18 protein-coding genes are annotated in these 25717 nt (G+C 66.2%); 12 read left to right on the top strand and 6 right to left on the bottom strand.

The window, feature by feature from the left end; all coding sequences use genetic code 11:
* The coding region (locus G3N98_RS19290) for an HD domain-containing phosphohydrolase (RefSeq protein WP_206148939.1) at positions 1–1151 on the bottom strand (1151 nt) is incomplete at its 3' end.
* Between the two features lie 287 nt (positions 1152–1438).
* Between G3N98_RS19290 and G3N98_RS19285 the strand changes: the two genes are divergently transcribed.
* Both G3N98_RS19285 and G3N98_RS19280 read left to right on the top strand, forming a co-directional pair.
* Positions 1439–2014: a DUF308 domain-containing protein gene (locus G3N98_RS19285; RefSeq protein ID WP_206148938.1), complete on the top strand. Its 576-nt coding sequence runs from the start codon at positions 1439–1441 to the stop codon at positions 2012–2014.
* 388 nt (positions 2015–2402) lie between these two features.
* Positions 2403–4259, top strand: a complete 1857-nt coding sequence (locus G3N98_RS19280) for an AAA family ATPase (protein ID WP_206148937.1) — start codon at positions 2403–2405, stop codon at positions 4257–4259.
* A gap of 302 nt (positions 4260–4561) precedes the next feature.
* On the opposite strand, the gene G3N98_RS19275 is transcribed toward G3N98_RS19280, so the two are convergent.
* Positions 4562–5212: a GntR family transcriptional regulator gene (locus G3N98_RS19275; protein ID WP_241025979.1), complete on the bottom strand. Its 651-nt coding sequence runs from the start codon at positions 5210–5212 to the stop codon at positions 4562–4564.
* A 53-nt stretch (positions 5213–5265) separates the two neighbouring features.
* Here G3N98_RS19275 and G3N98_RS19270 point away from each other — a divergent pair, with 53 nt between their 5' ends.
* The gene (locus tag G3N98_RS19270; protein WP_089476686.1) at positions 5266–6432 is read left to right on the top strand and encodes a pyridoxal phosphate-dependent aminotransferase; all 1167 of its coding nucleotides are present in this window, start codon (positions 5266–5268) and stop codon (positions 6430–6432) included.
* A gap of 203 nt (positions 6433–6635) precedes the next feature.
* On the opposite strand, the gene G3N98_RS19265 is transcribed toward G3N98_RS19270, so the two are convergent.
* Positions 6636–7982, bottom strand: a complete 1347-nt coding sequence (locus G3N98_RS19265) for an MFS transporter (protein WP_206148935.1) — start codon at positions 7980–7982, stop codon at positions 6636–6638.
* Positions 7983–8277: 295 nt separating this feature from the next.
* Between G3N98_RS19265 and G3N98_RS19260 the strand changes: the two genes are divergently transcribed.
* The 5 genes from G3N98_RS19260 (at position 8278) to dctA (ending at position 15114) form a co-directional block, all read left to right on the top strand.
* On the top strand, positions 8278–9315 hold the full coding sequence (locus tag G3N98_RS19260) for a LacI family DNA-binding transcriptional regulator (RefSeq protein ID WP_206148934.1): 1038 nt from the start codon (positions 8278–8280) through the stop codon (positions 9313–9315).
* 331 nt (positions 9316–9646) lie between these two features.
* Complete coding sequence (locus G3N98_RS19255) at positions 9647–11428, top strand: IlvD/Edd family dehydratase (RefSeq protein WP_206148933.1); 1782 nt, start codon at positions 9647–9649, stop codon at positions 11426–11428.
* A 33-nt stretch (positions 11429–11461) separates the two neighbouring features.
* Entirely contained in the window at positions 11462–12643 is a 1182-nt protein-coding gene (locus tag G3N98_RS19250) for a fumarylacetoacetate hydrolase family protein (protein ID WP_206148932.1), read from the top strand.
* 172 nt (positions 12644–12815) lie between these two features.
* The gene (locus G3N98_RS19245) at positions 12816–13739 is read left to right on the top strand and encodes a LysR family transcriptional regulator (RefSeq protein WP_089430088.1); all 924 of its coding nucleotides are present in this window, start codon (positions 12816–12818) and stop codon (positions 13737–13739) included.
* Between the two features lie 34 nt (positions 13740–13773).
* Positions 13774–15114 carry a C4-dicarboxylate transporter DctA gene (gene dctA, locus G3N98_RS19240; RefSeq protein ID WP_206148931.1) on the top strand — a complete coding sequence of 447 codons (1341 nt, stop codon included), beginning with the start codon at positions 13774–13776 and terminating at the stop codon, positions 15112–15114.
* 24 nt (positions 15115–15138) lie between these two features.
* Here the strand turns inward: dctA and G3N98_RS19235 are convergent, their stop codons facing one another.
* Together G3N98_RS19235 and G3N98_RS19230 are read right to left on the bottom strand one after the other, a co-directional pair.
* Complete coding sequence (locus G3N98_RS19235; RefSeq protein ID WP_206148930.1) at positions 15139–15921, bottom strand: substrate-binding domain-containing protein; 783 nt, start codon at positions 15919–15921, stop codon at positions 15139–15141.
* A 62-nt stretch (positions 15922–15983) separates the two neighbouring features.
* Positions 15984–17279: an MFS transporter gene (locus G3N98_RS19230; RefSeq protein ID WP_089476679.1), complete on the bottom strand. Its 1296-nt coding sequence runs from the start codon at positions 17277–17279 to the stop codon at positions 15984–15986.
* Between the two features lie 359 nt (positions 17280–17638).
* Between G3N98_RS19230 and G3N98_RS19225 the strand changes: the two genes are divergently transcribed.
* The 3 genes from G3N98_RS19225 (at position 17639) to G3N98_RS19215 (ending at position 23030) form a co-directional block, all read left to right on the top strand.
* A complete protein-coding gene (locus G3N98_RS19225; protein WP_206148929.1) occupies positions 17639–19159 on the top strand; it encodes a sensor domain-containing diguanylate cyclase in 1521 nt (506 codons plus the stop codon).
* A gap of 139 nt (positions 19160–19298) precedes the next feature.
* Positions 19299–20885, top strand: coding sequence for a methyl-accepting chemotaxis protein (locus G3N98_RS19220; protein WP_206148941.1), 1587 nt, complete (start codon positions 19299–19301; stop codon positions 20883–20885).
* 183 nt (positions 20886–21068) lie between these two features.
* Positions 21069–23030: a phosphatase PAP2 family protein gene (locus G3N98_RS19215; protein ID WP_206148928.1), complete on the top strand. Its 1962-nt coding sequence runs from the start codon at positions 21069–21071 to the stop codon at positions 23028–23030.
* Between the two features lie 64 nt (positions 23031–23094).
* Here G3N98_RS19215 and G3N98_RS19210 read toward each other — a convergent pair whose 3' ends face one another.
* On the bottom strand, positions 23095–23301 hold the full coding sequence (locus G3N98_RS19210) for a hypothetical protein (RefSeq protein WP_241025977.1): 207 nt from the start codon (positions 23299–23301) through the stop codon (positions 23095–23097).
* Positions 23302–23577: 276 nt separating this feature from the next.
* Between G3N98_RS19210 and G3N98_RS19205 the strand changes: the two genes are divergently transcribed.
* Positions 23578–25683: a TonB-dependent receptor gene (locus G3N98_RS19205; protein WP_206148927.1), complete on the top strand. Its 2106-nt coding sequence runs from the start codon at positions 23578–23580 to the stop codon at positions 25681–25683.
* Positions 25684–25717 lie beyond the last annotated feature (34 nt).

Raw genomic sequence — 25717 nt, 5'->3', positions numbered from 1 at the left:
CCGAGCGCCGCCCGCCACGGGCGGGCCGAGCGCAACGCGACCCACGCCAGCGATGCCGCGAGCACGCGCGCTTCCAGCGTCAGCGCCGCATCGCGCACGCCGCGGAAATAACCCGAACCGTCCTGCCGCTCGTACGCATACGACGCAAGCAGCGCGGCTTCACCGAGCGCGCCGGTCTGCCTGCCGGCGCGCTCCGTCCAGTACGGCACGAGCCGCACTTTTTCCCATGCGCTTGCAGGCAGCCGCGTCGGCAGGTTCCACACGTCGTTCGGCACCGCAGCCCTGCCGATGCCATGAATCAGCCCGGCGCGGTAGACGCGTTCGCGCGCGGCCGCATCCGGCGACAGGCGCTCGTAACACGCGGCCGCCGTCACGGCGACCGAACGCGAGAATCCGGTCATCCACGGGAGTTTCAGATCGATGACGTCCGCGATCAATTCGGCGCAGGTCGCGCCTTGCATATCGGGCGTGGCCAATGCGGCATCGAGAGCGTCGGGCGACAGGTGATCGAGCGCCGCGAGCCAGCGCGCGGCATCGTGCGCGGCCGCCTCGACGAGCGCGCTCGGATAGCGTGCGCCCGCGCGTTGCCCGATCCATTCGATGGCCTGCTCGATGCCGTACGTGCGGCTGAATACGTCGAGGTCGCCCGCGAGCGTGACGATCGACACGGCGGCCGGCACCTGTTCCCGGGCGAGCCGTGCGGGCAACCCGTTGCCGTCCCAGCTTTCGAAAATGTGCCGCAGCGCGGTTTCCGTGGCGTGGGAGAGGCCCAGTATTCGCGCGACTTCGCCCGACACTTCGCAATGAATTTGCGCAAGCGGGATCATCGCGGCGCCGGCGCGGCCGACCGCTTCGGCGAGGCCGGGCCGGTTCTCGAGCATCGCGGCGCGGATCGCGACATCGTCGCCGAACGCCTGAGCGAAACCCGCGGCGTTCGCGGTACAGCCTGACCAGCGCAACAGCGCCACTTCGCGGGCCGTGTCGCACACCGATGCGTCGAAGCCCGCCGCGTGCGCGAGCTGTGCCGCCAGCCAGCCGGTGCGCAGCGAATGATCGGTCGGCTGCCCCATGCTGAGATCGCCGATGAAGGCCAGCGCGCGGACGGCGTCGAATATGCGCAGCGGGGCGTGACGGGCTTCGGCGTCGGGCATCGGATGGGGCGCGGGCATTCACGAGAACGGGAAAACGATCATACGCGACGACGTCGCGCCGTGCATGCGCGTGCAGATCGGCCGCACGCCGCACTTGGCCCGAAGCGATCTCGGCCGCTGCCCGGCGCGCGCGCGGGCGCGCCTTCGCCATCGGACATCCGACCGATGGCGGGCGGCCGTCACGATGGCGATACTCGGTGCACTGGTGATCCGGTCGGCACGGCATCCGCACGGCGGACACGCTGCACGCCGGCCGGAACGACGATTCGATTTACGAAGGAATGCAAATGGCTGACCACTCCCCTGAATTCCGTGCCCCCGCCGACGCACAATGGCTGAAACGGTATTACTTTTCCCGGGCGATATTCTCGCTGCTCTGGGTCGCGCTGGCATTTTCCGTCGGCCGGCAGAGCGTGGCCGGCGCAGCGATCCTGCTGATCGTTTATCCGGCGTGGGATGCACTCGCCAATTTCGTCGACCTCGCCCGCAGCGGCGGAGCGGCGACGAACCGCACCCAGGCGGTCAACGTCGCGATCAGCGCGGCCACGACGCTGGCGGTTTTTCCGGCGTTGAATGCCGGCATGCATGCGGTGCTCGCGGTGTTCGGCATCTGGGCGATTCTTTCCGGCTTGCTGCAGCTCGGCACGGCGCTGCGTCGCTGGAAGCAGGTCGGCGCGCAGTGGGCGATGATCCTGAGCGGCGCGCAATCCGCGCTCGCGGGCGTGCTCTTCATCGCGCAGCGCCACGCGTCCATGCCGCCCGCCATCGTGAAGATCGCGGGCTATGCGGCGGTAGGGGCCGCCTATTTCCTGATATCGGCATTGTGGCTGCAGTTGCGGCGGGCGCGACGCAGCGCGTCGTGAGTCGTCGATCACGATGACGATGTGACGCCGCGGGGCGCCGTCGCCGTCGCCGTGGTTGCGGTCAAGGGCACATGTCGTGCAACGCATGAGCTCATGCAGATGATCCCAGCGGTGAAAACAGGGGGTGTTTCGCGGTCGCGAATGGCAGGTGGTGGGCGACGCGAACGGGTCTGAACGACCCAGAAGGGACAGTCAACTTAGCGGAAAGCGGCCCACCAACAGCAAAAGCTACAGCTGGTTATCTATGGGTGAACCGGCGCGGCAACACCACTAAGGCAGTAATCATCTGTCGTCTGGCTGTCAAACCAGACTGTGCCCAGGCAAACTTGCCCTAAACACTGTATTCTGCCGGTAGAAATGACGTTGCCTAACCACTTACGCAATAATAATGCTAATTCAAAAATTCGTAGTACCAGCAGAAGAAGTGACTCATCGCGGCTTGAAGGAAATAAACATGCCTCGCCTCGGCCGATTCGTCGCCTTGGCCGGCAAAAACGGCGCCGGTAAAACGAGAATATTAGAGACCCTGGAAGCGCTAGTTATCACACGATCCAGTACCATAAACCAAGTTGAGCAAATAAAAGCAAGTATAAATTCTTATAAACATACTATTGAATTGAATCCCGGGCACTCCAGCATGCCTCAATGGACGACTCTACTTTCACAAGATGAGGCTCGTCTATCACAGATTCTTGACAGGGTCATCGGCGCCGACGACGTTACGAATTTCAGAGCGATCAAATTTGTTCCAAAGCAGTTAAATTTACAGGATCCCGGCCAGTTTCCTACGAGCCAATTGCAAGAGCGGTTTACCCAAGCCAAATCCCCCGGCCTCGTCGGATACGAGAATAATTGCCTCTTTTATATCCAGCATTTGCAGGCCCGGTATTGGAATGTAGAGCATCCGCTGTATTCTGGCTCTCCGGAAGATAAGGAGTCAGCCATCGAAGATTACAAGAGTTTTAAGGATATAATTGATCGGCTTCTCGGCACTACTCTTGACCGAGATTTAGACAGTAATCCGACGCTGTTCGGAAAACCCATTTCAAAAGTAGGGTTGTCTGATGGACAAAAAATCATCCTACAACTCTGTGTCGCCTTGCACGCACAGCGAAGTGGCCTTGATAACACTGTGTTCCTGCTCGACGAACCGGAGAATCACCTCCATCCGTCGGCGGTCATAGATTTGGTCAAGTCGCTCTACGAGACAACCAAAACGTCTCAGATCTGGATCGCCACTCATTCCGTTCCGCTGCTGTCGTACGTTGCGAGCATTGACCCGATGTGCCTTTGGTATGTTGACGATGGCAAGGCAACGCATGCTGGCCGACGCCCCGAGCTGGTCTTAGGAAGCTTGCTGGGAAATGAAGAGCAAATTGCGCAACTCAATTCGTTCACGTCACTGCCGGCGCAACTAGCGGCGATTAACTATGCGAACGAAAGCTTGCTGCCGCCAAAGGTAATTTCGGAGGGAGGAAAGGACCCCCAAGTTAGCCAAATACAGCGAATCATTGCTGGCTTGGGCAACGGTACGCCCCTCGCTGTGTTAGATGTCGGCGCGGGGAAAGGTCGCTTACTCGACGGCCTTGGGGAGGAAGTGGCTGCACAAGGTAGCCGCGTCGATAAGTTGATCGATTATTTCGCCTACGATCTTTTCCCTGACGACCGAGCTGCTTGCGAGCAGGTCATTCGCTCGCACTTTCCCGATGGCGTACGGCGTTACTTCAACTCGCGCGACGAGTTTTTCAGTCATAAGGACAATGGGAGCATTTCTGTAGTTGTAATGTGCAACGTTTTACATGAAATCCCTCCGCACGAATGGCTTGATTTGTTTTCATCCGAGAAACTGATCTATCGATCCTTAAAAGATGATGGTTATCTATTGTTGGTCGAAGACCAACGCATTCCAGTTGGAGAGAAGGCGCATCAATTCGGCTTCGTCGTCCTTGACACGAGCCACCTTAAAACACTATTTGACGTCAAGGCAGCCGATATTGATGCGGGAAGTTTTATTGTCGACGATGCCAGAAACGACGGACGCCTTAAAGGGCATTTGATTGCAAAGGGATTGCTTTCCCGAGTGACTCCTGATACGCGCCGAAATGCAATTAAACAGTTAAATGACACAGCCAAGGACAACATTAAAAGCTTGCGGACAGGTGCACCCTCGTACGCCAACGGCCAACTTCACGGCTTTTGGACGCAGCAATTCGCAAATTCGTCTCTATACCTCAGCGAAGCTTGAGTGACGCTCGGCATACTGGGCGCCCGTCTTGAGTGCATGCCGGCGGGCGGCCAAAGTTGAATACAGTCGGACTATGCGTTCGCACGGGCTTCTGCCGAAGCGCTCACGTAGCAGACGGGGAGTCTAAGGGGCGATACGCGTATCGGTAAGACAATTGTCAGCGATCTACGCCCCCATGTTGAATGACGCTACTTGGCCGAATGCCACCCGACGCATTCGACAGCACCCGCCCCGGAGAAAACACCAGCCATTCCCAAACCCGGCCTTTTGCCCCTCCGACGACGCCCGCTTGCTCCCCGCGCCTACCGACTACCCAACGCCTGAGCCAGCGCATCCCCCGCAGCCAGAATATGCGCGGACAGCGCCGCACACGCTGCGTCCGCATCGCCGTCGCGTATCGCCCGAACGATGTTCCGATGCTCGTCGTTCGAGCGATCCTGCCAGTCGAGTTGCTGCCACGTCGCGTACAGATGCCGTGAGCTGGCCCGATGCATGTCGCCGATTGCGTCGATGAGCCGCGGCATCCCGCACCGCGCGGTCAATGCGCGATGAAACCTGAGGTTCAGCGTGCCGAGCACGGCGATACCGCGCGCCGCCGACTCCTGATCGAGGATCGCATCGAGTTCCTCCAGCGCACGGGCGTCGAGAGCGGGCATCGCCTCGCGCAGCGCCAGCGCCTCGAAAGCAGCGCGCATCTTGGCCATTTCAAGCACGTCCGCCGGCTCGAGCGGCGCCGCCCGCACGCCCCTTCGCGGTTCCACCACGGCCAGCCCTTGCGCTTCCAGCCGCCTGAACGCCTCGCGTACCGGCACATGGCTCGCGCCGAACTCTGCCGCGATGTGGTCCTGGCGCAGCCACTCTCCCGGCGCGATGACGCCCGAGATGATGCGGTCCGCCAATGCGGCAGCGATCCGATCGGCCAGCGAGCGATCGTCCTTGACTTCAAAGTTCATGCCGACCACCATGCATATATTATCTATTAAATTGTAACAAAATCGGAGGCTCGATGCGCCACCACCGTCCTGTGCGTCTGCAGCACATTGCCGGCATCGGCGTCGATCGCATGGGTTCGATCGCCGATCATGCCGACGTCGACCTGTTGCGGCTCGAAAATCTCGATACCGACATCCCGCCCACCGCAGAGGCGCTCGCCTTCACCCGGGAGGCCATCGAGCGAGACTCGGCCAACTCCTATTTGCCATTCGTCGGTCAGGATCGGCTGCGCGCAAGCGCTGCGGCCCACGTGTCGGCGCTTTCGGGGCAGCGCTTGACGGCCGACCAGGTGGTGGTGTCGGCGGGTGGGCTCTCCGGCATTCTGAACACGCTGCTTGCCACCGTCGAGACCGGCGACGAAGTGATCGTCACCGATCCGACGTACGCGGGCCTGCTCAACCGCGTCCGCCTGGCGGGCGGCGTGCCGCGGCAGGTTCCGTTCGCCTTCACGCCGGGCGGCGAATGGAAGCTGGACCAGGCCGCGCTGCGGGCGGCAATCGGCCCGAAAACGCGGGCCATGCTGCTGATGTCGCCGTCGATGCCTTCGGGCGGGGTATTCGACGCGTCCGACTGGCAACTGATCGCGAGCCTGTGTGTGCAGCACGATCTGCTGCTGATCCTCGACAGTGCGATGGAGCGGCTGCTGTTCGATGGACGCACGGTCATCCATCCCGCCGGCCTGCCCGGCATGGCCGAGCGTACGGTGACGGTCGGCGCGGCGTCGAAGGAACTCCGCATGATTGGCTGGCGGGTCGGCTGGATCGTCGCGCCGGAATGGCTGATTCCCGATCTGGTGGCGGTGTCGCTCGCCAATGTCGTGGTACCGGTCGGCATTGCCCAGGAGGCTGCGGCGGTTGCGCTCGAGCATTCCGCGACCGATCTGCCCGGCTACGTGAGCGAACTCGAAAGGCGGCGTGACACGATCGCCGCCGAACTGTCCGGGCTCCCGTTCGGCATGCCGGCGGGCGGCTGGTCGATGCTGCTGCGTGTCTCCGACTTCGGCCTGACCGGATCGCAGATGTCGGAGCGGTTGCTGCGCCGCGGCGTATGTGCGACGGCGATGACCGGATGGGGCGTCGCACACGGCGAGCAGTATGTCCGTTTCGTGTTCTCGAACGAACCGGTCGAACGGTTGCGCACGCTCGGAAACAAGGTGCGCGTCGCACTGGAGGACGCATGACGGTCGCCTACGAGGCAGCCGGGTCGTGCGCCAGGTGTCCGTGGCTCGAGGTATCCGGCACGCCCCGCGTGAGGGTCGAGCGAACTCACGCGAGATCCTGCTTTTGCCGAAAGTCCCGCGTGCGACGATTCACGTGACGCGAGACATCCGAGGCCGGACAGCGCGATGCGCAGCCCGGCCGACCGTCACATCGGCCGAACGCCCTACCGCCCCGCCGGCGGCTGCAGCACGTCGCGCGGAATCAGTGCGATCAGCACGCAGCTGACCAGCAGGCAGGCGCCCAGCGCATAGGTGCCGTTGTTGATGTTGCCGGTCATTTCCTTGGCCATGCCGGTGATCATCGAGCCCGTGAACCCCGACAGGTTGCCCATCGAATTGATCAGCGCAATGCCGGCGGCCGCAGCCGTGCCGGACAGGATCTGCCCCGGAAAGGTCCAATAGATCGGCATCAACGCGAGGATGCCGCAGGTAGCGACGGTCAGGAATACGATCGACAGCGCCACGTTGTGCGCGAACGCCGCGCTCAGGATCAGGAAGACCCCGCCGATCAGCGCGGGAATCGCCGCGTGCAGGCGGCGTTCACCGGTCTTGCGCGAGTGCGACGCGTTCCACACCATCGCGAAGATGGCCGTCAGGTACGGAATGGCGGTCAGGACACCGATATGAAGCGGGCTGCGCACGCCCGACGCGCGAATGATCGACGGCAGCCAGAACGCGAGCCCGTAGAAGCCGGTATTGAAGGTGAGCAGGATGAAGGTGAGCAGCCAGACACGCGGGCTGCGCAGCGCGGCCCCGATGCTGTGCGACTTGTGCGTCGCCTCGGATTCGAGATTGCGCGACAGGACGGCCTTTTCGTCCGCGGACAGCCACTTCGCCGACTTCGGGCCGTCGCCCAGGCAGGCCAGCACGATGAACGCCACCACGATCGACGGCAGCCCTTCGAGCAGCAGCATCCATTGCCAGCCGCTCATGCCCGACAGGCCGTGCGTCTGCTCCATCAGCCAGCCGGACACCACGCTGCCGAGCGTGAGGCTCAGCGGGATCGCCACCAGGAAGCCCGACATGGCCACACTCTGGCGGCGCGCCGGAAACCAGTAGTTCATGTACAGGATCACGCCCGGGAAAAAGCCGGCTTCGCACAGGCCCAGCAGGAAGCGCAGCGTGTAGAACATGGTGGTCGTCTGCACGTGGAAGAACTGCGCGAGCGGCACGATGAACGCCATCGACGACGAGACGATGCCCCACGTGATCATGATCCGCGCGATCCAGAAGCGCGCGCCGTAGCGGTGCAGCAACAGGTTGCTGGGCATCTCGAACAGGAAATAGCCCCAGAAGAAAATGCTGGCGCCGAGCGCATAGACGCCGTCGCTCAGGCTCAGCTCGTCGAGCATCTGCAGCTTCGCGAAGCCGACGTTGACGCGGTCCAGGTAGGCCACGACGTAGCAGAGCAGCAGCAACGGCAGGATGCGCCGCATGACCTTGCGATAGAGCGCGTCTTCGGATGAGTCGGCCGCGGCCGGCGCGGCAGCGGTCTGCGTGATGGACGGCATCGGTTTGTCTCCTGATTGTGTAGGTCTTCTTCGTACCGGCGGGTTTTCTGATGCATCGATGTTACCGATAACATTTCACGGCAAAAAAAACGCCAATGGGGCGACGGGAGAAACGGGCATGCTGATACCGGTAACAAGCAGCACGGTAGCATGTCGCGACAGGCGTGTTCAAGCGTCGCCGAACGCGTGGTTTCCCTAGTGCGGACAGCGCTGCGACGTGCGCGCCGTGGGCGGCCTGCACCGTACGCTGCACCGGTATGATGTAGCCTTTCCAGGTTTTCCCGATCGCGATCCGATGCCCAGCCCCACCGCCGTCCGGCCTGCCGGACCGCCCCGCATGTCCGACGTAGCGCGCCTCGCCGGCGTATCGAAGATGACCGTGTCGCGCGTGCTTGCCGGCCACAGCGTGGCAGCAGACACTCGCGCACGCGTCTGCCAGGCCATCGACCAGCTCGGCTACGTGGCCGACGCGGCCGCCGGTGCATTGTCGTCGGGGCGATCGGAATTCGTCGCGGTGCTGGTGCCGTCGCTGTCGAGCTCCAACTTCTCCGACACCGTGCGCGGCCTGACCGATGCGCTCGAACCCCATGGCCTGCAACTGTTGCTCGGCGACACCGATTACGATCTCGAACGCGAGGAACGGCTCGTGCGTTCGATGCTGCGTCACCAGCCGCGCTGCGTCGCGCTGACAGGTGCGCAGCACACCGATGCGACGCGCAAGGTGCTGGAACGCTCGGCCATTCCCGTGGTCGAGATGTGGGACCTGCCCACGCATCCCATCGACACCGCCGTGGGCTTCTCGAACGTGCGCGCCGCACGTGCGATGGTGCGGCACCTGGCCGAGCGCGGTTACCGCCGCATCGGCTTTCTCGGCGGCGCCAGCGAACTGGATCGCCGTGGCCTCGACCGGCTCAAGGGATACCAGGCGGAGATCAAGGCGCTGAAGCTTGGTGAGCCGCGCATCGTGCGGCTCGGCGAATCGCCGATCACCATGAGCCACGGCGGGCCCGCGATGGCGGCCCTGCTCGCGCAATGGCCGGACACCGATGCCGTGATGTGCGTCAGCGACATGTCGGCATTCGGCGCGATCATGGAATGCCACCGGCGTGGCCTGTCCGTGCCAGAGGACATCGCGGTGGCCGGCTTCGGGAACTTCGAAGTGGCGACGTGCTGCCACCCTGCCATCACGACCGTGTCGGTCGACGCATACGGCATCGGCCTGCGCACGGGCGAGGCGCTGCTGGCGGCACTGCAGGCGCGCGACGGCGGCGAGCCGGTCGATTCGCGAAGCATCCGTATCGACTACACGATCGTCGCGCGGGAAAGCGCGTGACGGGCCGGTTCTCGCCGGTCGCGCCCGGCGAGAACCGGCGTGCGCTCGAGGCGCGCGCGAACGACGCGATTGCGTACCGCCCCCCTGCCCTTACGCCGCCCCGCCATCGCATGAACGAAAGGCCCGGTTGACGGCCGATGCGCGTCGATACGGTGCCGTTCGACTGGACCGAAACCGGCGCATCGCGCGCCGCGCTTGCTCCCTCCCCTGCGCCACCCGCACCCAAAAATTCCCTTCCGCCACGCAAAAACCCCGTGCTAACATCCATTCGATGTTACCGGTACCAATCCGGCATGCAACAATGAACGAGGCCCTTCGGAGACAGCCCGCCATGTCACAGCCCCCGCGCCGCCTGCGCAGCCAGGAATGGTTCGACGACCCCGCGCACGCGGACATGACCGCGCTCTATGTCGAGCGCTTCATGAACTACGGATTGACGCGCGAGGAGTTGCAGTCGGGCCGCCCCGTGATCGGCATTGCGCAGACGGGCAGCGACCTCGCGCCGTGCAACCGCCACCACGTCGAACTGGCCGAGCGCACGAAGGCGGGCATCCGCGACGCGGGCGGCATTCCGATGGAATTCCCCGTGCATCCGCTGGCCGAGCAAAGCCGCCGCCCGACCGCCGCGCTCGACCGCAACCTGGCCTACCTCGGGCTGGTGGAAGTGCTGCACGGCTTTCCGCTGGACGGCGTGGTGCTGACCACCGGCTGCGACAAGACCACCCCCGCCTGCCTGATGGCGGCCGCGACCGTCGACCTGCCGGCGATCGTGCTGTCGGGCGGGCCGATGCTCGACGGCTGGCACGACGGCAAGCGCGTCGGCTCGGGCACGGTGATCTGGCATGCGCGCAACCTGCTCGCCGCCGGCGAGATCGACTACGAAGGCTTCATGCAGCTGACCACGGCCTCGTCGCCGTCGATCGGCCATTGCAACACCATGGGCACCGCGCTGTCGATGAACAGCCTGGCCGAGGCGCTCGGCATGTCGTTGCCGGGCTGCGCAAGCATCCCCGCCGCGTACCGCGAGCGCGGCCAGATGGCGTACGCCACCGGCAAGCGCGCGGTCGAGCTCGTGCGCGAAGACGTGCGCCCGTCGGCGATCATGACGCGCGCGGCGTTCGAGAATGCGATCGTCGTCGCGTCCGCGCTCGGCGCCTCGACCAACTGCCCGCCGCACCTGATCGCGATCGCGCGCCACATGGGCGTCGAACTGAGCCTGGACGACTGGCAGCGCCTCGGCGAGTCCGTGCCGCTGCTGGTCAACTGCATGCCGGCCGGCGAATACCTCGGCGAGAGCTTCCACCGCGCCGGCGGTGTGCCTGCGGTACTGCGCCAGCTCGATACGGCCGGCCTGCTGCGGCGCGACTGCGTGACCGTGTCCGGCCGCGCGATCGGCGAGATCGCCGACACCGCGCCCGACGCCGACCGCGACGTGATCCGCACGCCCGACGCGCCACTCAAGCATGGCGCCGGCTTCATGGTGCTGTCGGGCAACTTCTTCGACAGCGCGATCATGAAGATGTCGGTGGTCGGTGAAGCGTTCCGCCGGACCTATCTGGCCGAGCCGGGCGCGGAGAACACGTTCGAGGCCCGCGCGATCGTGTTCGAAGGCCCCGAGGACTACCATGCGCGCATCAACGATCCCGCGCTGAACATCGACGAGCGCTGCATCCTCGTGATTCGCGGCTGCGGCACGGTCGGCTATCCGGGCAGCGCGGAAGTCGTCAACATGGCGCCGCCGGCCGAACTCGTGAAGCGCGGCGTGAGCTCGCTGCCGTGCCTGGGCGACGGCCGCCAGAGCGGCACGTCGGCCAGCCCGTCGATCCTGAACGTGTCGCCCGAGGCGGCGGTCGGCGGCGGCCTCGCGCTGCTGCGCACGAACGACCGCATTCGCGTGGACCTGAATCGCCGCAGCGTCGACGTGCTCGTGGACGAGGATGAACTGGCGCGCCGCCGCGAGACGGCGAGCTGCACGGTGCCGCAGGCGCAAACGCCGTGGCAGGCACTCTATCGCCAGTTCGTCGGCCAGTTGTCCACCGGCGGCTGCCTCGAGCCCGCCACGCTGTACCTGAAGGTGATCGAACAACGCGGCAACCCGCGCCATTCGCACTGACCCTCCCTGCCCACGACCCTTGCCGAGCCGACCATGCGTACTCTTTCCGTTTCCGACTGCCTGCCGCACGACCTGGCGCAAGCGCTGCTGATCGGCCGTGTGTGGCGGCACGACGGCGCCCATGCGGGGCCGAGCGTCGTTGCCGTGCGCGACGGCGAAGTGATCGACATCACGCGCACCGTACCGACCACCGCGGACCTGTTCGACCGCCCCGACGCCGTCGCCCTCGCCCGCACGGCGCCCGGCGAATCGCTCGGCCGCGTCGAGCCGCTGCTGCAGACGGCGCTCGACGGCACGCGCGGCGCGACCCACCTGCTCGCTCCGTGCGACGTGCAGGCCATCAAGGCCTGCGGCGTGACCTTCGCCGTCAGCCTGATCGAGCGCGTGATCGAGGAACAGGCCGGCGGCGACCCCGTGAAAGCAGCGGACGTGCGCGCGACCATCGCGGCCACCATCGGCACCGATCTGTCGAAGATCGTGCCGGGCTCGGACGCCGCGCTGCGGCTGAAGGCGGAACTCGAGCGCCGCGGCGCGTGGTCGCAATACATGGAAGTGGGCATCGGCCCCGATGCCGAGGTGTTCTCGAAGGCGCAGCCGATGTCGGCGGTGGGCTTCGGCGCGGACGTGGGGCTGCTGCCGGTATCGGTCTGGAACAACCCCGAACCGGAGATCGTGCTCGCGGTTTCCAGCAGCGGCCGGCCGGTGGGCGCGACGCTCGGCAACGACGTGAACCTGCGCGACATCGAAGGCCGCTCGGCGCTGCTGCTCGGCAAATGCAAGGACAACAACGGCTCGTGCGCGATCGGCCCGTTCGTGCGGCTGTTCGACGACGGCTTCACGCTGGACGACGTACGGCAGGCGAGCGTGTCGCTGCGCGTCGAAGGCGCGGACGACGGCTTCGTCCTCGACGGCATCAGCCACATGCGCGAGATCAGCCGCGACCCGGTCGACCTCGTCGCGCAGACCTGCGGCGCGCATCACCAGTATCCGGACGGCTTCATGCTGTTCCTCGGCACGATGTTTTCGCCGATCCAGGACCGCGACGCGCCCGGCGGCGGATTCACGCATCACCTGGGCGACCGCGTCACCCTCTCCACGCCCGCACTCGGCGCGCTCGTCAACACCGTGCGGCTGTGCACCGAGATCGCGCCGTGGACCTTCGGCGTGCGCGCGCTGTATGCGAATCTGGCCGCACGCGGCCTGCTTGCGCCGTAAGGCTCGGGGCCGCGACGCCCCCATTGACATCGACGCGCAGCGGATCGACGGCTAGGCCGCACCCTCACGCACGCGGTTGCGATCAAGGGTGGCGTGGATGCGTGCCGCGCCGGTGCGGCCGCCCGGCGAAATCATGCAAAATACGCCCCATCTGAGATGCGGAGACGCGCCCGTGGGGATCAACTTCGACTTGAACGACTTGCAGGCGTTTCGCGCGGTCGTGGAAACGGGCAGCTTCCGAAAGGCCGCGGAATCAGTCAGCATTTCCCAGCCCGCGTTGAGTCGCCGGATCGACAAGCTCGAGGAAGCGCTCGGCGTGCGCCTCTTCGAGCGCACCACGCGTCGCGTCGCGCTCACCACGGTCGGCCGCGTGTTCGCGCAGAGCGCCGAACAGCTGCTCGACGATCTCGACGCGGCCCTGCTCGGCATTCGCGACGTGTCGTCGAGCCGCCTGGGCCATGTGACCATCGCGTGCGTGCCGTCGGTGGCCTACTACTTTCTGCCGGCCATCATCGCGCGCTATCATCAGCGCTTTCCGCGCATCCGGGTCAAGCTGCTGGACGCGAGCGCGAATGAGGTGCTGGGCGCCGTCATCAGCGGCGAAGCCGATTTCGGCGTGAGCTTCATGGGCAGCCAGGAAGCCGAGATCGAGTTCAAGATGCTGCTCCAGGAGCGGTTCGTCGCTGCGTGCCGCCGCGACCATCCGCTCGCGCGCAAGAAGCGCGTGACCTGGAACGAACTGTACGAGCACGATTACGTGTCGGTGGACAAGACTTCCGGGAACCGCCTGTTGCTCGACCAGGCGCTCGCCGCCGTGGCGCCGCGTGGGCCGAGCGTGTGCGAAGCGCGCCACGTGACGACCCTGCTCGGCTTGATCGAGGCGGGGCTCGGCGTCGCCGCGGTGCCCTCGATGGCGATGCCCGGGCACGACCACCCCATTCTCACGAGCGTGCCGCTCGTCGAGCCGGTCGTCAAACGGCGCGTAGGCATCGTCAAGCGGCGCGGACGGCCGCTCACGCCGGCCGCCGAAGCATTTCACCGGATGATCGTCGACGCGAAGCGTGATGGCATCGCAAGCAGCGATGCATCGGTGTGACAACGACACAAGAGACACGAAGGAAGACCGTTCCGTGAGGTTGGCCAGGCTGCTCAAATCGCTCTACGTGCAGGTCCTGCTCGCGATGCTGCTCGGCGTGACCGTCGGTCACGTATGGCCTGACGCGGGCGCGAGGCTCAAACCGCTCAGCGACGCATTCGTCGGCCTCGTGCGGATGACCATCGCGCCGATCGTCTTTTGCACGATCGTCTCGGGCATCACGTCACTGGCGAACGGGAAGGCCATCGGCCGCACGATCGTCCGGGCGCTGGCGCTCTTCTATCTGCTGACCGCCGTCGCGCTCGCGATCGGGCTCGTCGTCGCGTTCGTGCTGCGCCCCGGCGCCGGCCTGCACATCGACGTGCATCATCTCGATGCGAGCATCCTCGCGCAGTACGCGAAGGAGGCGCAGCCGCGCGGGCTCGTGGCATTCGGGCTGAGCGTGATCCCCGATACGATGCTCGGCGCGTTCGAGCACGGCGAGGTGTTGCCGGTGCTGCTGCTGTCGCTGCTGTTCGGCTTCTCGCTGAATGCGCACCGGCGGGCCGGCCAGCCCGTTCTCGCGCTGATCGACGGGGTCGCCCAGGTGGTCTTTCGCGTGCTCGCGATGATCATGCGGCTCGCCCCGCTCGGCGCATTCGGCGCGATGGCCTTCACGGTGGGCCGCTTCGGGATCGGCTCGGTCGGCTCGCTCGCGAAGCTGGTGGTGTCCTTCTATGCGGCCTGCGCGCTGTTCGTCGCGCTCGTGCTCGCGCCGCTCGCGCGGCTGCACGGCTTCGCGCTGTGGCGGCTGTTGCGCTACCTGCGCGAAGAGTTGCTCATCGTCCTCGCGACGTCGTCGTCGGAGCCCGTGCTGCCGCGCCTGATCGTCAAGCTGGAATCGCTCGGGTGCGACAAGGGCGTCGTGGGGCTCGTGCTGCCGGCGGGTTATTCGTTCAACCTGGACGGCACCGCGATCTATCTGACGCTCGCGGCCTTGTTCATCGCGCAAGCGTGCGACGTGCCCCTTTCCGCGTCGCAGATCGCCTTGATGCTCGCCGTGATGCTGGTCACGTCCAAGGGCGCGGCCGGTGTTTCCGGTAGCGGGCTGGTCGCGCTGGTCGCCACGCTCGCCGTCATGCCCGACCTGCCCGTCGCCGGCGTGGCACTGCTGGTCGGCATCGATCGCTTCATGTCCGAGGCGCGTGCGCTGACGAGCGTGATCAGCAATGCGTGCGCGGTGATCTTCGTGTCGACGTGGGAAGGTGCGTGCGATCGTGCGCGTCTTGCGCAGCGGCTCGCTGCCGGCGGGCCGGTGTCCCCGAACGGGGTCGACGCGGACCGTGCCGCCGCGGATGCCGGCGGCAACGGCGACGGCGACGGGAAGGCGGTCTGACGCCAACCTTCCCGTCGATCAGGCTCAATGAGCGGGGACGGAATCCAGCCCGGTCGATTTCACGTCGGCCTGCACGTCGGGCGACGCGAGATAGTCGAGCAGCGCCTTCGCTTCCGCCGGATGCTGCGCGCCGACAGGGATGCCGGCCGCGAAGCGCGTGACCGACTGCAGCGATTCGGGGATCTTGCCGACGAAGGTCGCCCCCTTGACCGGCAGCAGCTCGCTCACCTGCTGGAAGCCGATCTCGTAGTCGCCGTTCGCGACGACCGATGCCACCGGAATCCGCGGAATCATCTTCGCCTTCGACTTCACCTGGTCCTCGATGCCGAGCTTCCTGAACAGCTCGCGTTCGATATACACGCCGCTCGCGCTGTCCGAGTAGGCGATCGACTTCGCGTGCAGCAGCGCCTGCTTGAGGCCTTCGGGGGAACCGACGTCGGGTTTTGCCGAGCCGTCGCGCACGACCACGCCGATACGCGAGTCGGCCAGCTCGACGCGCGATCCGGGGATGATCTTGCCCTGCTTGATCAGGTCGTCCAGCGCATAGCCGACCATGATGACGGCGTCGGCGGGCTCGCCGCGCGCGAGCCGGTTCGGAATCGCCTCGGGCGACTTGCCCATCGACGGGCCGAGCGCGGTATCGAGCGTGTTGCCCGTGGTGGCAGCAAACCGGGGGCCGAGCAGCTTGTAGGCGGCGGTGAAGCCGCCCGAGCTCATCACGTGCAGTTCGGCGGCCTGCACGTTGGCAGCCACTGCCGTGGCCAGGACGAGCGCGGCCGCGCAAAATTTCGGGAGCAGGTTTCTCATGATCATGGTCGTGGTCGTGCGGATTCGTCTGGGTTGGCAAGCATTCCGGATGGCCCGGGGCCTCAATGCGCGGGCGTCAGCGTCGCCGTGCGGCGACGATAGAGCGCGAACGTCGCCAGCAGCGCGCACACCGCGGCGAAGCTCATCCAGTAGCCCGGTGCGGCCTTGTCGCCCGTCGCGTGAATGAGCGCGGTCGAAATGGCCGGCGTGAAGCCGCCGAACACGGCCGTCGCGAGGCTGTACGCGAGCGAGAAGCCCGCGACGCGCACCTGCACCGGCATCACTTCCGTGAGCGCGACGACCATCGCCCCGTTATAGATCCCGTACATGAACGAGAGCCACAGGAGGACGAGCAGCATGTTGACGAACGACGGCGCGTGCGCGAGCAACGACAGCGCCGGGTAGGCGGTCACGACGGTGAGCACCGTCATGCCGACCAGCAGCGGCCGGCGGCCGATCCGGTCGGACAGCGCACCGCCGATCGGCAGCCACACGAAGTTCGACACGCCGACGCAGAGCGTCACGAGCAGGCTGTCGGCGGTGCTCAGGTGCAGCACCGTCTTGCCGAAGGTCGGCGCGTAGACCGTGATCAGATAGAAGCTCGTGGTGGTCATCGCGACCAGCATCATGCCGGCCACCACGACGCCCCAGTTCTGCACCAGCGTACCGAACACTTCCTTCATGCCCGGGCGATGCTTGCGCGCCTTGAACTCCTGGGTTTCCTCCAGGTTACGGCGCAGCATGAAGATGAACGGCACGATCATGCAGCCGACGAAGAACGGCGCGCGCCATCCCCACGCGGCGATGGCCGACGCGCTCAGCCATTGATTGAGCGCGAAGCCGAGGGCCGCCGCGACGACGATCGCGACCTGCTGGCTGGCGGATTGCCAGCTCGTGAAGAAGCCCTTGCGGCCCGGCGTCGCCAGTTCGGCGAGATAGACCGAGACGCCGCCCAGTTCCGCGCCGGCGGAGAAGCCCTGCAGCAGCCGCCCGAGCAGCACGAGCGCGGGCGCCAGCAGGCCGATCGTCGCGTAGCCCGGCACGAACGCGATCAGGACGGTGCCGCTCGCCATGATGGACAGCGTGACGATCAGGCCCTTGCGGCGGCCGACGTCGTCGATGTACGCGCCCAGCACGATGGCGCCCAGCGGCCGCATCAGGAAGCCGGCGCCGAACACGGCGAAGGTCATCATCAGCGACGCGAACTCGCTTTGTGCGGGAAAGAAAACGTTGGCGATCTGCGTGGCGTAGAAGCCGAACAGGAAGAAGTCGAACTGCTCGAGAAAATTCCCGGCGGTGACGCGGAAAACCGCAGCGGCCTTCGAACGTGCGTTCGGAAGGCTGGACGAGGGGTGCATCGGGTGTCTCCTGAAAATCCGGAAATACGCGGGAGGGGTGGATCGATTGTCGTTTTCCGGCATGTTCGCTCGTCGCCGGTCAAACGATAAGTGCAATTTTTGGAAGGATTGATGTCGATGGGTTATCAATCGACCTGCCGGCAGCGCGTGCCGCCGCGCATCGTTGCGGGCGCGCCGAACGCCCGATGCAACGCATTGCAGGACCGGCCACGCGGGCTCGCACACGTTTGCGCTCCCGTGCGCGACTGCACGCGCCCACTGGAGGCCCTGCCGGCCTCGATTTTCTGTTAACCGTGCCGTTAACCCGGATTTGACCCGCGCCGGAGCCGTTGCAACCGGCTGCCCATACGAGCACGAGCATGCCCGCAACCACCTCGATCGAGAAAATCGCCGACTGGGCCGGACGCAACCATCTTGTCGTCGGAGCATTGGGCACGTTGATGTCGCTGGCGGCGCTCGGGATCAGCGCGGCGACCCTGTGGATCGGGCGCAGCGAAGTGATCGAGCACGCTCACGAGACGTCGCGCAACGTCGCCGCCGTGCTGGTGAGCCAGATCGCGCGCACCGTCGAAACGTCGAACAACGCGCTGGTCGCGCTCGCGTCCGATCTCGGCAAGCCCGCGGTGCGGCGCATGGATGCCGGGCTGCGGCATGACCTGCTGTTCGAGCGCACGGCCGCGCAATACGTGACCGGCATGGGCGTGACCGACCGGCACGGCCAGTTGATCGACGGCTGCTGCGGCACGACCCATCGTTGGGATTTCAGCGATCGGGACTACTTCAAGGTCCATCGCGATGCCGACAACGTCGGCCTCTACGTGTCCGAGGCCTATCGCGCGCGCTCGCGCGACGGCAAGGAATCGATCGCGCTGTCGCGGCGCATCGAACGGCCGGACCATACGTTCAACGGCATCGCGGTGGTCGCCATCGACATCGCCTATTTCGAGCAGCTCCTGTCCGGTCTCGATGTCGGGCCGAACGGGGTCAGCGCGATCCTGCGCGCGGACGGTGCGATCCTCGCGAGAAATCCGTCGTTGAACGACAACCAGATGAACCACCTGCGTCGCTCGAAAGCCTTCGACCGGATGGTGCACAGCGAATCGGGCTTCTACCCCGCGCGTTCGGTCATCGACGGCACCAAGCGGCTGTATACGTACCAGCGGGTGCCGGGCACGCCGCTGATCGCCGTCGTCGCGCCGGCCGAGCGCGACGTGCTGGCGAGCATCACGCGCCTGTCGTGGACGGTCGGCGTGTCCGCCACCGTGATCAGCGCATTCTTCTGCGCGGTGGTCTGGCTGCTGGCGTTTGCGCTGCGCGACAACCTGCGCAAGCAGACGCTGCTCACGGATCTCACGCGGACCGATCCGCTGACGGGCTTATGCAACCGCCGCGCGCTCGATATCGCGCTCGCCGACGAATGGGAACGGCTGCAGCGCGGCAGCAACGGCAGCCTGTCGATCCTGTTCATCGACGCCGACCACTTCAAGCAGTACAACGACCGGCACGGGCATGCGGAAGGCGACACGGCGCTGCGCTTTCTCGCCGAATGCATCCGCACCCACACGCGGCGGCGCGGCGATCTCGCCGCCCGCTACGGCGGCGAGGAGTTCGTCGCGGTGCTGCCGGATACCGACGAAAACGGGGCCGCGCAGGTCGCGGAGGCGATTCGCCGCGAAGTCGAACGCAACCGGCTCGACGGGTTCGCGGAAACCGTGCCGGCCTTCACCGTCAGCATCGGCTGCGCGACCGGCCATCGCGCGCGCCCTCCGTCCGTGCACGCGCTGTCGCATCAGGCGGACATGGCGCTTTATCGTGCGAAGCGCGAAGGCCGCAACCGCGTGTGTTGCGCGGAAACGGAGCAACACGCGCGCGTGGCTTGACCGGCCACGGATCGGGTCTGCATTTTTTCGGCAGCGGCGTATACGCAAACGATTGCCTCGAAAAACGGTCCCGAATTGTTCATGGACCCATCCGATAATAAGGAAAACTATGCGATCTCAACGAAACAGGACTGCTCACATGAATGATCAACGATTAACGGTTCGCACGAAGCTGACCCTGGCTTTCAGCCTCCTGACGTGCATGGTTCTGCTCGTCTCCATTCTCGGCATCGTATCGCTCGGCAATGCGAACGCGGCATTCGAGAATTACGTCAACGGCACCAACGCCCGTGCAATCCTGGCGGACAAGGTTCGCGTCGCGGTCGACCGGCGTGCGATCGCCGCCCGCAACCAGGTGCTCGCGACGGCACCGCGCGACGCGGACATCGAGAAGGACGCGGCGCTGCAGGCCGACCGCGAGGTCGGCGCGCTGCTCGGCGAACTGACGAATGCGGTCCGCGAGGGGAGCGGCGCGACCGACAAGGCCCGCGAACTGGTCCGGCAAATCGGCGCGGTCGAAGCGCAGTACGGCCCCGTGGCACGCGCGATCGTCGACGCGGCGGCGAACAACCGGCGCGACCAGGCCATCACGATGATCAACGAGCAGTGTCGGCCGCTGCTGGCCAGGCTTGTCACCGCCACCGACGCCTATGCGACGTTCGCCCGCACGCAAGGCGCGCAACTGGTGACGGAATCGGCCGACCGCTATGCATCACAGCGGCTGATGCTGATCGTCATGTGTATCGCGGCGGCAGCCGCAGCCGCGATCCTGGGCGTCTTCATCACCCGCGGCCTGCTGCGCGCGCTCGGCACGGAGCCTGCCGCGCTCAGCGACATCGCGCGCCGTATCGCGGCCGGCGATCTCGGTACCGAATCGTCGACCAGTGCCGCGCCGGCCGGCAGCGTCCTGGCTTCGATGCGCGACATGCAGGCGAACCTGACCCGCCTGATCGCGGAAGTCCGCACGGCATCCGGCAATGTCGCGACAGGCGCCGGCGAAATCGCGTCCGGCAACCAGGACCTCTCCTCCCGCACGGAACAGCAAGCCGCGTCACTGCAGGAAACCGCCTCGAGCATGGAGCAGCTGACCTCCACCGTGCGCCTGAACGCCGACAATGCGCAGCAAGCAAGCGGGCTGGCCAACAACGCATCGGAAGTCGCCCAGCGCGGCAGCACGGCAGTCGGCCTGATGGTCGACACGATGACGGACATCAGCGCCAGCTCCGCCAAGATCGCCGAGATCACCGCGATCATCGAAGGGATCGCCTTCCAGACCAACATCCTCGCGCTCAACGCGGCCGTGGAGGCCGCCCGCGCCGGCGAACAGGGCCGCGGCTTTGCCGTGGTGGCCAGCGAAGTCCGAAGTCTCGCGCAGCGTTCGTCGGGCGCCGCGAAGGAAATTCGCGAGCTGATCTCGGAATCGGTCCGGAAAATCCAGGACGGCTCGCAGATCGCGAACAACGCGGGCGAGACGATGACCCAGGTCACGCATGCGATCGCGCGCGTGACCGACATCATGGGCGAGATCGCGGCCGCGTCGAACGAGCAGAGCCGCGGCATCGAGCAGGTCAATCTGGCCATTACGCAAATGGATGAAGTCACCCAGCAGAACGCGGCGCTCGTCGAACAGGCCGCCGCCGCATCGAAGTCGCTCGAGGAACAGGGCGGCCGGCTTGCCGAGGCGGTATCGCTGTTCCGGCTCGACACGCGGGCAGCCGGCGCCTAGCCTCCCGCCGCGCGCGCCCTCGATCGACGCATCGAATCCGTCGCCCGACATGCTCAGCACCCGGAATTAACCAGATAGTGGGAATTCTCGCGCCTTGCATCCGACACGAAACAAATCCGTAACGGCCGCGTAACGATCCATCACCACAATTCGCCATCTTCGACCATCAGGATGGAGTCTTGCATGTTTGCGTCACGAAGCCGTTTCCCGCTGCACGTCGCAGCCTTGTCGAGTGCGATCGTGCTGGCTGCCTGCGGCGGCGGCGATGATGTCGCGTCGACCAGCACCCTGGCGGCGGCCGTTCCCGCGCCGCCCGCCGACCCCGGCTTCGTCGACAGCGCACCACTCCCGAGCGTGCCCGCGTTCGTCGACAACGTCGCGACCAACCAACGCGGCGATGCACGCTATGCGACGCTGTCGACCAACGCCGCGGTGCGCGTGGTGAGCCGCTTCCTCGATCTCTGGCAACCGGCGACGATGCTGGTCGACGCGGGCGTGAGCGCGCCGGCGTTCGGCGCGTTCCCGGCCATCTCGCCGTCGACCTGCTCCGGGCTGCCGAACAGCGGCGTGTCGTGCGGCACGATCCTGAACGATGCGGTGCTGTCGGCCAACGTGCAGTACGTGATCAACGCGACGACCGCCCGCACGCCGCAGCAGGCCGATGCCGCGTACTACGACGACCGGCGCGGCAAGGGATACAGCGTGACCGACGGCATGGGCCCGCTCACCGCCGCGTGGCGCACCGCGGCCCAGCAGACGACCAGCATCACCAGCATTCCGTCCGACGCGACGACGGTGCTCTATAACGACTCGGGCAACAACGTCGGCGTCGGCAGCAGCAGCGGCAACGCCAGCTTCGGGAAGGTTGTCGACCTGCTCAACGAAATGGGCAACAACGCGTCGACCGAACCGTCGAAGCGCTTCTTCAAATATGCGCGCCCGTACCGCTGGAGCACGAGCGTGGTGGTCGCGCCGACGCTCGTGCCGGCGGAAAGCACGACGCCCGCGACCGACGGCGGCTTCATCAGCGGCCACACGGCCGAGGCTGTGCGCGATGCGACGACGATGGCGTGGCTCGTGCCGGAACGCTTCCAGGAAATGGTCAGCCGCGGCCTCGAACTGAGCGAGAACCGGATTCTCGCCGGCATGCATTCGCCGCTCGACGTGATCGGCGGGCGCATGCTCGCGCTGGCCGTCAGCGCGGCGAACCTGACCGCGTACGCCAATGACGCGCAGACCGCCTATACGCAAGCCCACCAGGCGCTGCAGCAACTGACGGGGACGAGCGCCACGACCTTCTCCGCCTTCGCACACTCCGGTACGACGACCACCGACCGGTTCGCCGACTACGCGACGAACAAGGCCGCGTTCCTGCGCCGCATGACGTTCGGCTTCGCCGCGATCGAATCGACGGATGCGCCGCCGGTCGTGCCGAAGGGCGCGGAGATCCTGCTGCAGACGCGCTTCCCGTACCTGAGCGCCGACCAGCGGCGCGTCGTGCTGAAGACGACCGAACTGCCGTCCGGTTATCCGGTCATGGACGATGCGGAAGGCTGGGGGCGCCTGAACCTGTTCGCGGCCGCCGACGGCTACGGCGCGTTCAACGGCAACGTGATCGTGTCGATGGATGCGTCGCAGGGCGGGCTCAATGCGGCCGACCTGTGGCGCAACGACGTCGCGGGCGCCGGCAAGCTGACGCTGCAAGGCAGCGGTACGCTGACACTGGCGGGCAACAACAGCTACACGGGCGGCACGCAGGTGAGCGGCGGCACGCTCGCGGCCGCGTCGACGACGGCGTTCGGCAAAGGCGACGTGTACGTCGGCTCGGGCGGCGGCGTGAAGATCGCGGCCAACGCACCGGTGACGATCGCGACCCGCTATACGCAGCTCGACAACACGACGCTCGAACTCGACATCGACGGCAACGGCGGCGGCCGCCTGCGCGTGGGCGGCCCGCTCACCGTCACGGGCGGCACGCTGCGCGTGAAGTTCGTGAACGGCTACACGCCGAAGGCCGGCGACACCATCGCGCTGATCGACGGCGCGGCGGCGGCCACGAAGTTTGCGACGGTGACGGTCGACGGGTTCAAGGCCACGCCGGTTTATACCGCGACGGGCGTGTCGGTCACGCTGTCGGCGGCGTAGCACGCAGCGGGCATCGATCCTGGCAGTGAGGCCGCTCGAGGGCGGCTTCGCCTTGGGCTTGGGCTCACGCGAAGCTGGCGGGCACCGCCGTACCGGCTTCGCCCGACGGGCAAGACCGTGTACCGAAGCGTCGCTGCAGCTCGATGATCGTCGGCAGGTTGAAGTCGTGGACATCCGGCGTGGCGCCGCCCTGCCGCCGGTTCATCTCGGCACAGAGTTCCAGCGCACGCGCCCGCGTCTCGGCGAGCAACCGCAGCGCCTCGCCGAGCAAGCCCTTTTCCCGTTCCGACAGTTGATCGCCGCGGCTCGTCCATCGAGCGCCATTCGAAGCCGCAGATCGTCGGCCCGTACTACTCGCCATCTCAAATGGCGACCGCGCCGAACCGGACGACCGCCGTGCCGTCGGGCCCATCTCAAAATTACGATTGCAAATGCCTCTCATTTGCATTAAATTGCCGCGCAAATGTACTGTTTGGAACACAGATGCCGGCGCCAGGCCGCCCGCCGTGCCCGAACGCGAACGACACAAAAAGGAAAAAGGACGGGTATGAGCAGGAGGAACTGGGCGGCCGCACCGATGGCCATCGTCGTCGGCACGGCCGGCATGGGCGCCGCCGACGCGCAGGAGACGGCGCTGCCCGCCATCGAGGTGTCCGCGCAACGCGCGACGGCGCCGTTCCGCACGCGCGAATCGACGAGCGCGACGCGCAGCGAGGCGGACGTGATGGAGATTCCGTTCGCGGTCAGCAGCGTCGATACGAAGCTGATCCAGACGGTGGCCGCCACGCGCGGCGACGATCTGTACGACTGGGTCGCCGGCGTCTCGCGCCAGAACAACTTCGGCGGCCTGTGGGACAACTACGCGGTGCGCGGCTTCGCCGGCGACGGTGGCACGTCCGGCACCGACTACCTGGTCAACGGCTTTTCGTGGAATCGCGGGATGAGCGTGCCGCGCGACACCGTCAACCTCGAGCGCATGGAAGTGCTCAAGGGGCCGGCGTCCGCGCTGTATGGCCGCGGCGATCCGGGCGGGATCATCAGCTATACGACGAAGCAGCCGCAGTTCGCCCGCGCGAACACCATCGGCGTGTCGGCCGGCAGCTACGGCGCGTTGCGTCAGACCCTCGATTCGACCGGCCCCGTCACGAAAACGCTCGCGTACCGCTTCGTCGCGATGAACGAGAACAACGGCAGCTTTCGCGACACGGTGTCGAGCAAGCGCTACCTGTTCTCGCCGTCGTTCACGTGGGACATCGGCGCGGACACGACGCTACACTATGAATTCGAGAGCGCGCGCCAGCGTGCGCCGCTCGATCGCGGCGTGCTGGCGGTCAACGGCCAGCTGGGCGTGATCCCCGCGTCGCGCTTTCTCGGCGAGCCGCGCGACGGCGACTACGACGTGCGCAACACGGGCCATCAGTTCACGCTCGAGCATCGCATCGATTCCAGCTGGTCGATCAATGCCGGCGTCGCGCAACGCAACACCGACCTGTCGGGGCGCTCGTCCGAGGCATTCGCGTTGCAGCCGGACGGCCGCACGCTGTGGCGCCGCTACCGGCAAGTCGCGTTTCACTCGAACGACCTGCAAGGCCGGCTCGAAACCACCGGCACGTTCCGCACGGGCGGCATCGGCCATACGCTCGTGATGGGCGTCGATGCGTACCGCTTCAACTACGACCAGTTCGTCACGCGCTCGACGCCGAGCGCCGCGGCGCCGTATGCGATCGACATCTTCGATCCGGTCTACGGCCAGCCCGCGCCCGCGCTGCGTACCGCGACCAACCTGCTCGAACGCGATGACGGACAAGGCGTCTACGCGCAGGACACGCTCGCGTTCGGGCCGCACTGGAAGATCCTGGCCGGGCTGCGCTGGGATCGCTTCCACCAGTCGATCGACAACCGCCTGAAGGGCGTGACGACGAGCCAGCTGCAGACCGCGGTGAGCCCGCGTCTCGGCGTCGTGTATGAAATGAGCCCGGCGTGGTCGTTCTATGCGAACACCGCGTATTCGTTCCGGCCGAACAACGGCGCGGACGTCGGCGGCAACGCGTTCGATCCCGAGAAAGGCCACGGCTACGAAGCCGGCGCGAAATGGGCAGGCGCGCGCTCGCTCACGACCGTCTCGGCGTTCTACGTGACCAAGCGCAACGTGCTGACCGCCGATCCGGCGAATGCCGGCTTCTCGCGCGCGGCCGGCGAAGTACGCAGCCGCGGCGTCGAATTCGAATGGAGCGGCGACCTCGGGCACGGCCTGCGCGGCCTCGTCAACCTCGCGTACGTCGATGCCGAAGTCACGCGCGATACGGTGCTGACGCCCGGCGCGCGGCTCGTCGACATACCGCGCCTGAGCGGCAGCGCGCTGCTGATGTACGAGACGACCCTGCCGTTCGCGGACAAGGCCGGCGCCGGCGCCGGCGTGATCTACGTCGGCCGCCGCGCCGGCAACACGGCCAACACGCAGGACGGCTTCGAGCTGCCGGCCTACGCGACCGTCCAGCTCAACGGCTACGTGCAGGTCAACAAGCACCTGCGCGCGTCGGTCGTGCTGAACAACCTGTTCAACCGCACCACCTACGTCAGCTCGTACAACAGCCTGTGGGTCACGCCGGGCGCGCCGCGTAGCCTGTTTGCGTCGCTCGCGTACTCGTTCTAGCGCGGCCGGGCGGCTGATGCGACGTGCATCGCGC

This window comes from Burkholderia sp. Tr-20390, from assembly GCF_017104595.1.
Classification (GTDB): domain Bacteria; phylum Pseudomonadota; class Gammaproteobacteria; order Burkholderiales; family Burkholderiaceae; genus Burkholderia.
Note: the sequence above shows the minus strand (reverse complement) of the source record. Positions and strands in the feature narration are given on the sequence as shown.

Excerpts from the sequence above, each read along its gene's own strand:
- G3N98_RS19285 (WP_206148938.1), top strand. The coding sequence starts at position 1,439 with ATGGCTGACCACTCCCCTGAATTCCGTGCCCCCGCCGACGCACAATGG.
- G3N98_RS19280 (WP_206148937.1), top strand. The coding sequence starts at position 2,403 with ATGCTAATTCAAAAATTCGTAGTACCAGCAGAAGAAGTGACTCATCGC.
- G3N98_RS19275 (WP_241025979.1), bottom strand. The coding sequence starts at position 5,212 with ATGAACTTTGAAGTCAAGGACGATCGCTCGCTGGCCGATCGGATCGCT.
- G3N98_RS19270 (WP_089476686.1), top strand. The coding sequence starts at position 5,266 with ATGCGCCACCACCGTCCTGTGCGTCTGCAGCACATTGCCGGCATCGGC.
- G3N98_RS19265 (WP_206148935.1), bottom strand. The coding sequence starts at position 7,982 with ATGCCGTCCATCACGCAGACCGCTGCCGCGCCGGCCGCGGCCGACTCA.
- G3N98_RS19260 (WP_206148934.1), top strand. The coding sequence starts at position 8,278 with ATGCCCAGCCCCACCGCCGTCCGGCCTGCCGGACCGCCCCGCATGTCC.
- G3N98_RS19255 (WP_206148933.1), top strand. The coding sequence starts at position 9,647 with ATGTCACAGCCCCCGCGCCGCCTGCGCAGCCAGGAATGGTTCGACGAC.
- G3N98_RS19250 (WP_206148932.1), top strand. The coding sequence starts at position 11,462 with ATGCGTACTCTTTCCGTTTCCGACTGCCTGCCGCACGACCTGGCGCAA.
- G3N98_RS19235 (WP_206148930.1), bottom strand. The coding sequence starts at position 15,921 with ATGAGAAACCTGCTCCCGAAATTTTGCGCGGCCGCGCTCGTCCTGGCC.
- G3N98_RS19230 (WP_089476679.1), bottom strand. The coding sequence starts at position 17,279 with ATGCACCCCTCGTCCAGCCTTCCGAACGCACGTTCGAAGGCCGCTGCG.
- G3N98_RS19225 (WP_206148929.1), top strand. The coding sequence starts at position 17,639 with ATGCCCGCAACCACCTCGATCGAGAAAATCGCCGACTGGGCCGGACGC.
- G3N98_RS19220 (WP_206148941.1), top strand. The coding sequence starts at position 19,299 with ATGAATGATCAACGATTAACGGTTCGCACGAAGCTGACCCTGGCTTTC.
- G3N98_RS19215 (WP_206148928.1), top strand. The coding sequence starts at position 21,069 with ATGTTTGCGTCACGAAGCCGTTTCCCGCTGCACGTCGCAGCCTTGTCG.
- G3N98_RS19205 (WP_206148927.1), top strand. The coding sequence starts at position 23,578 with ATGAGCAGGAGGAACTGGGCGGCCGCACCGATGGCCATCGTCGTCGGC.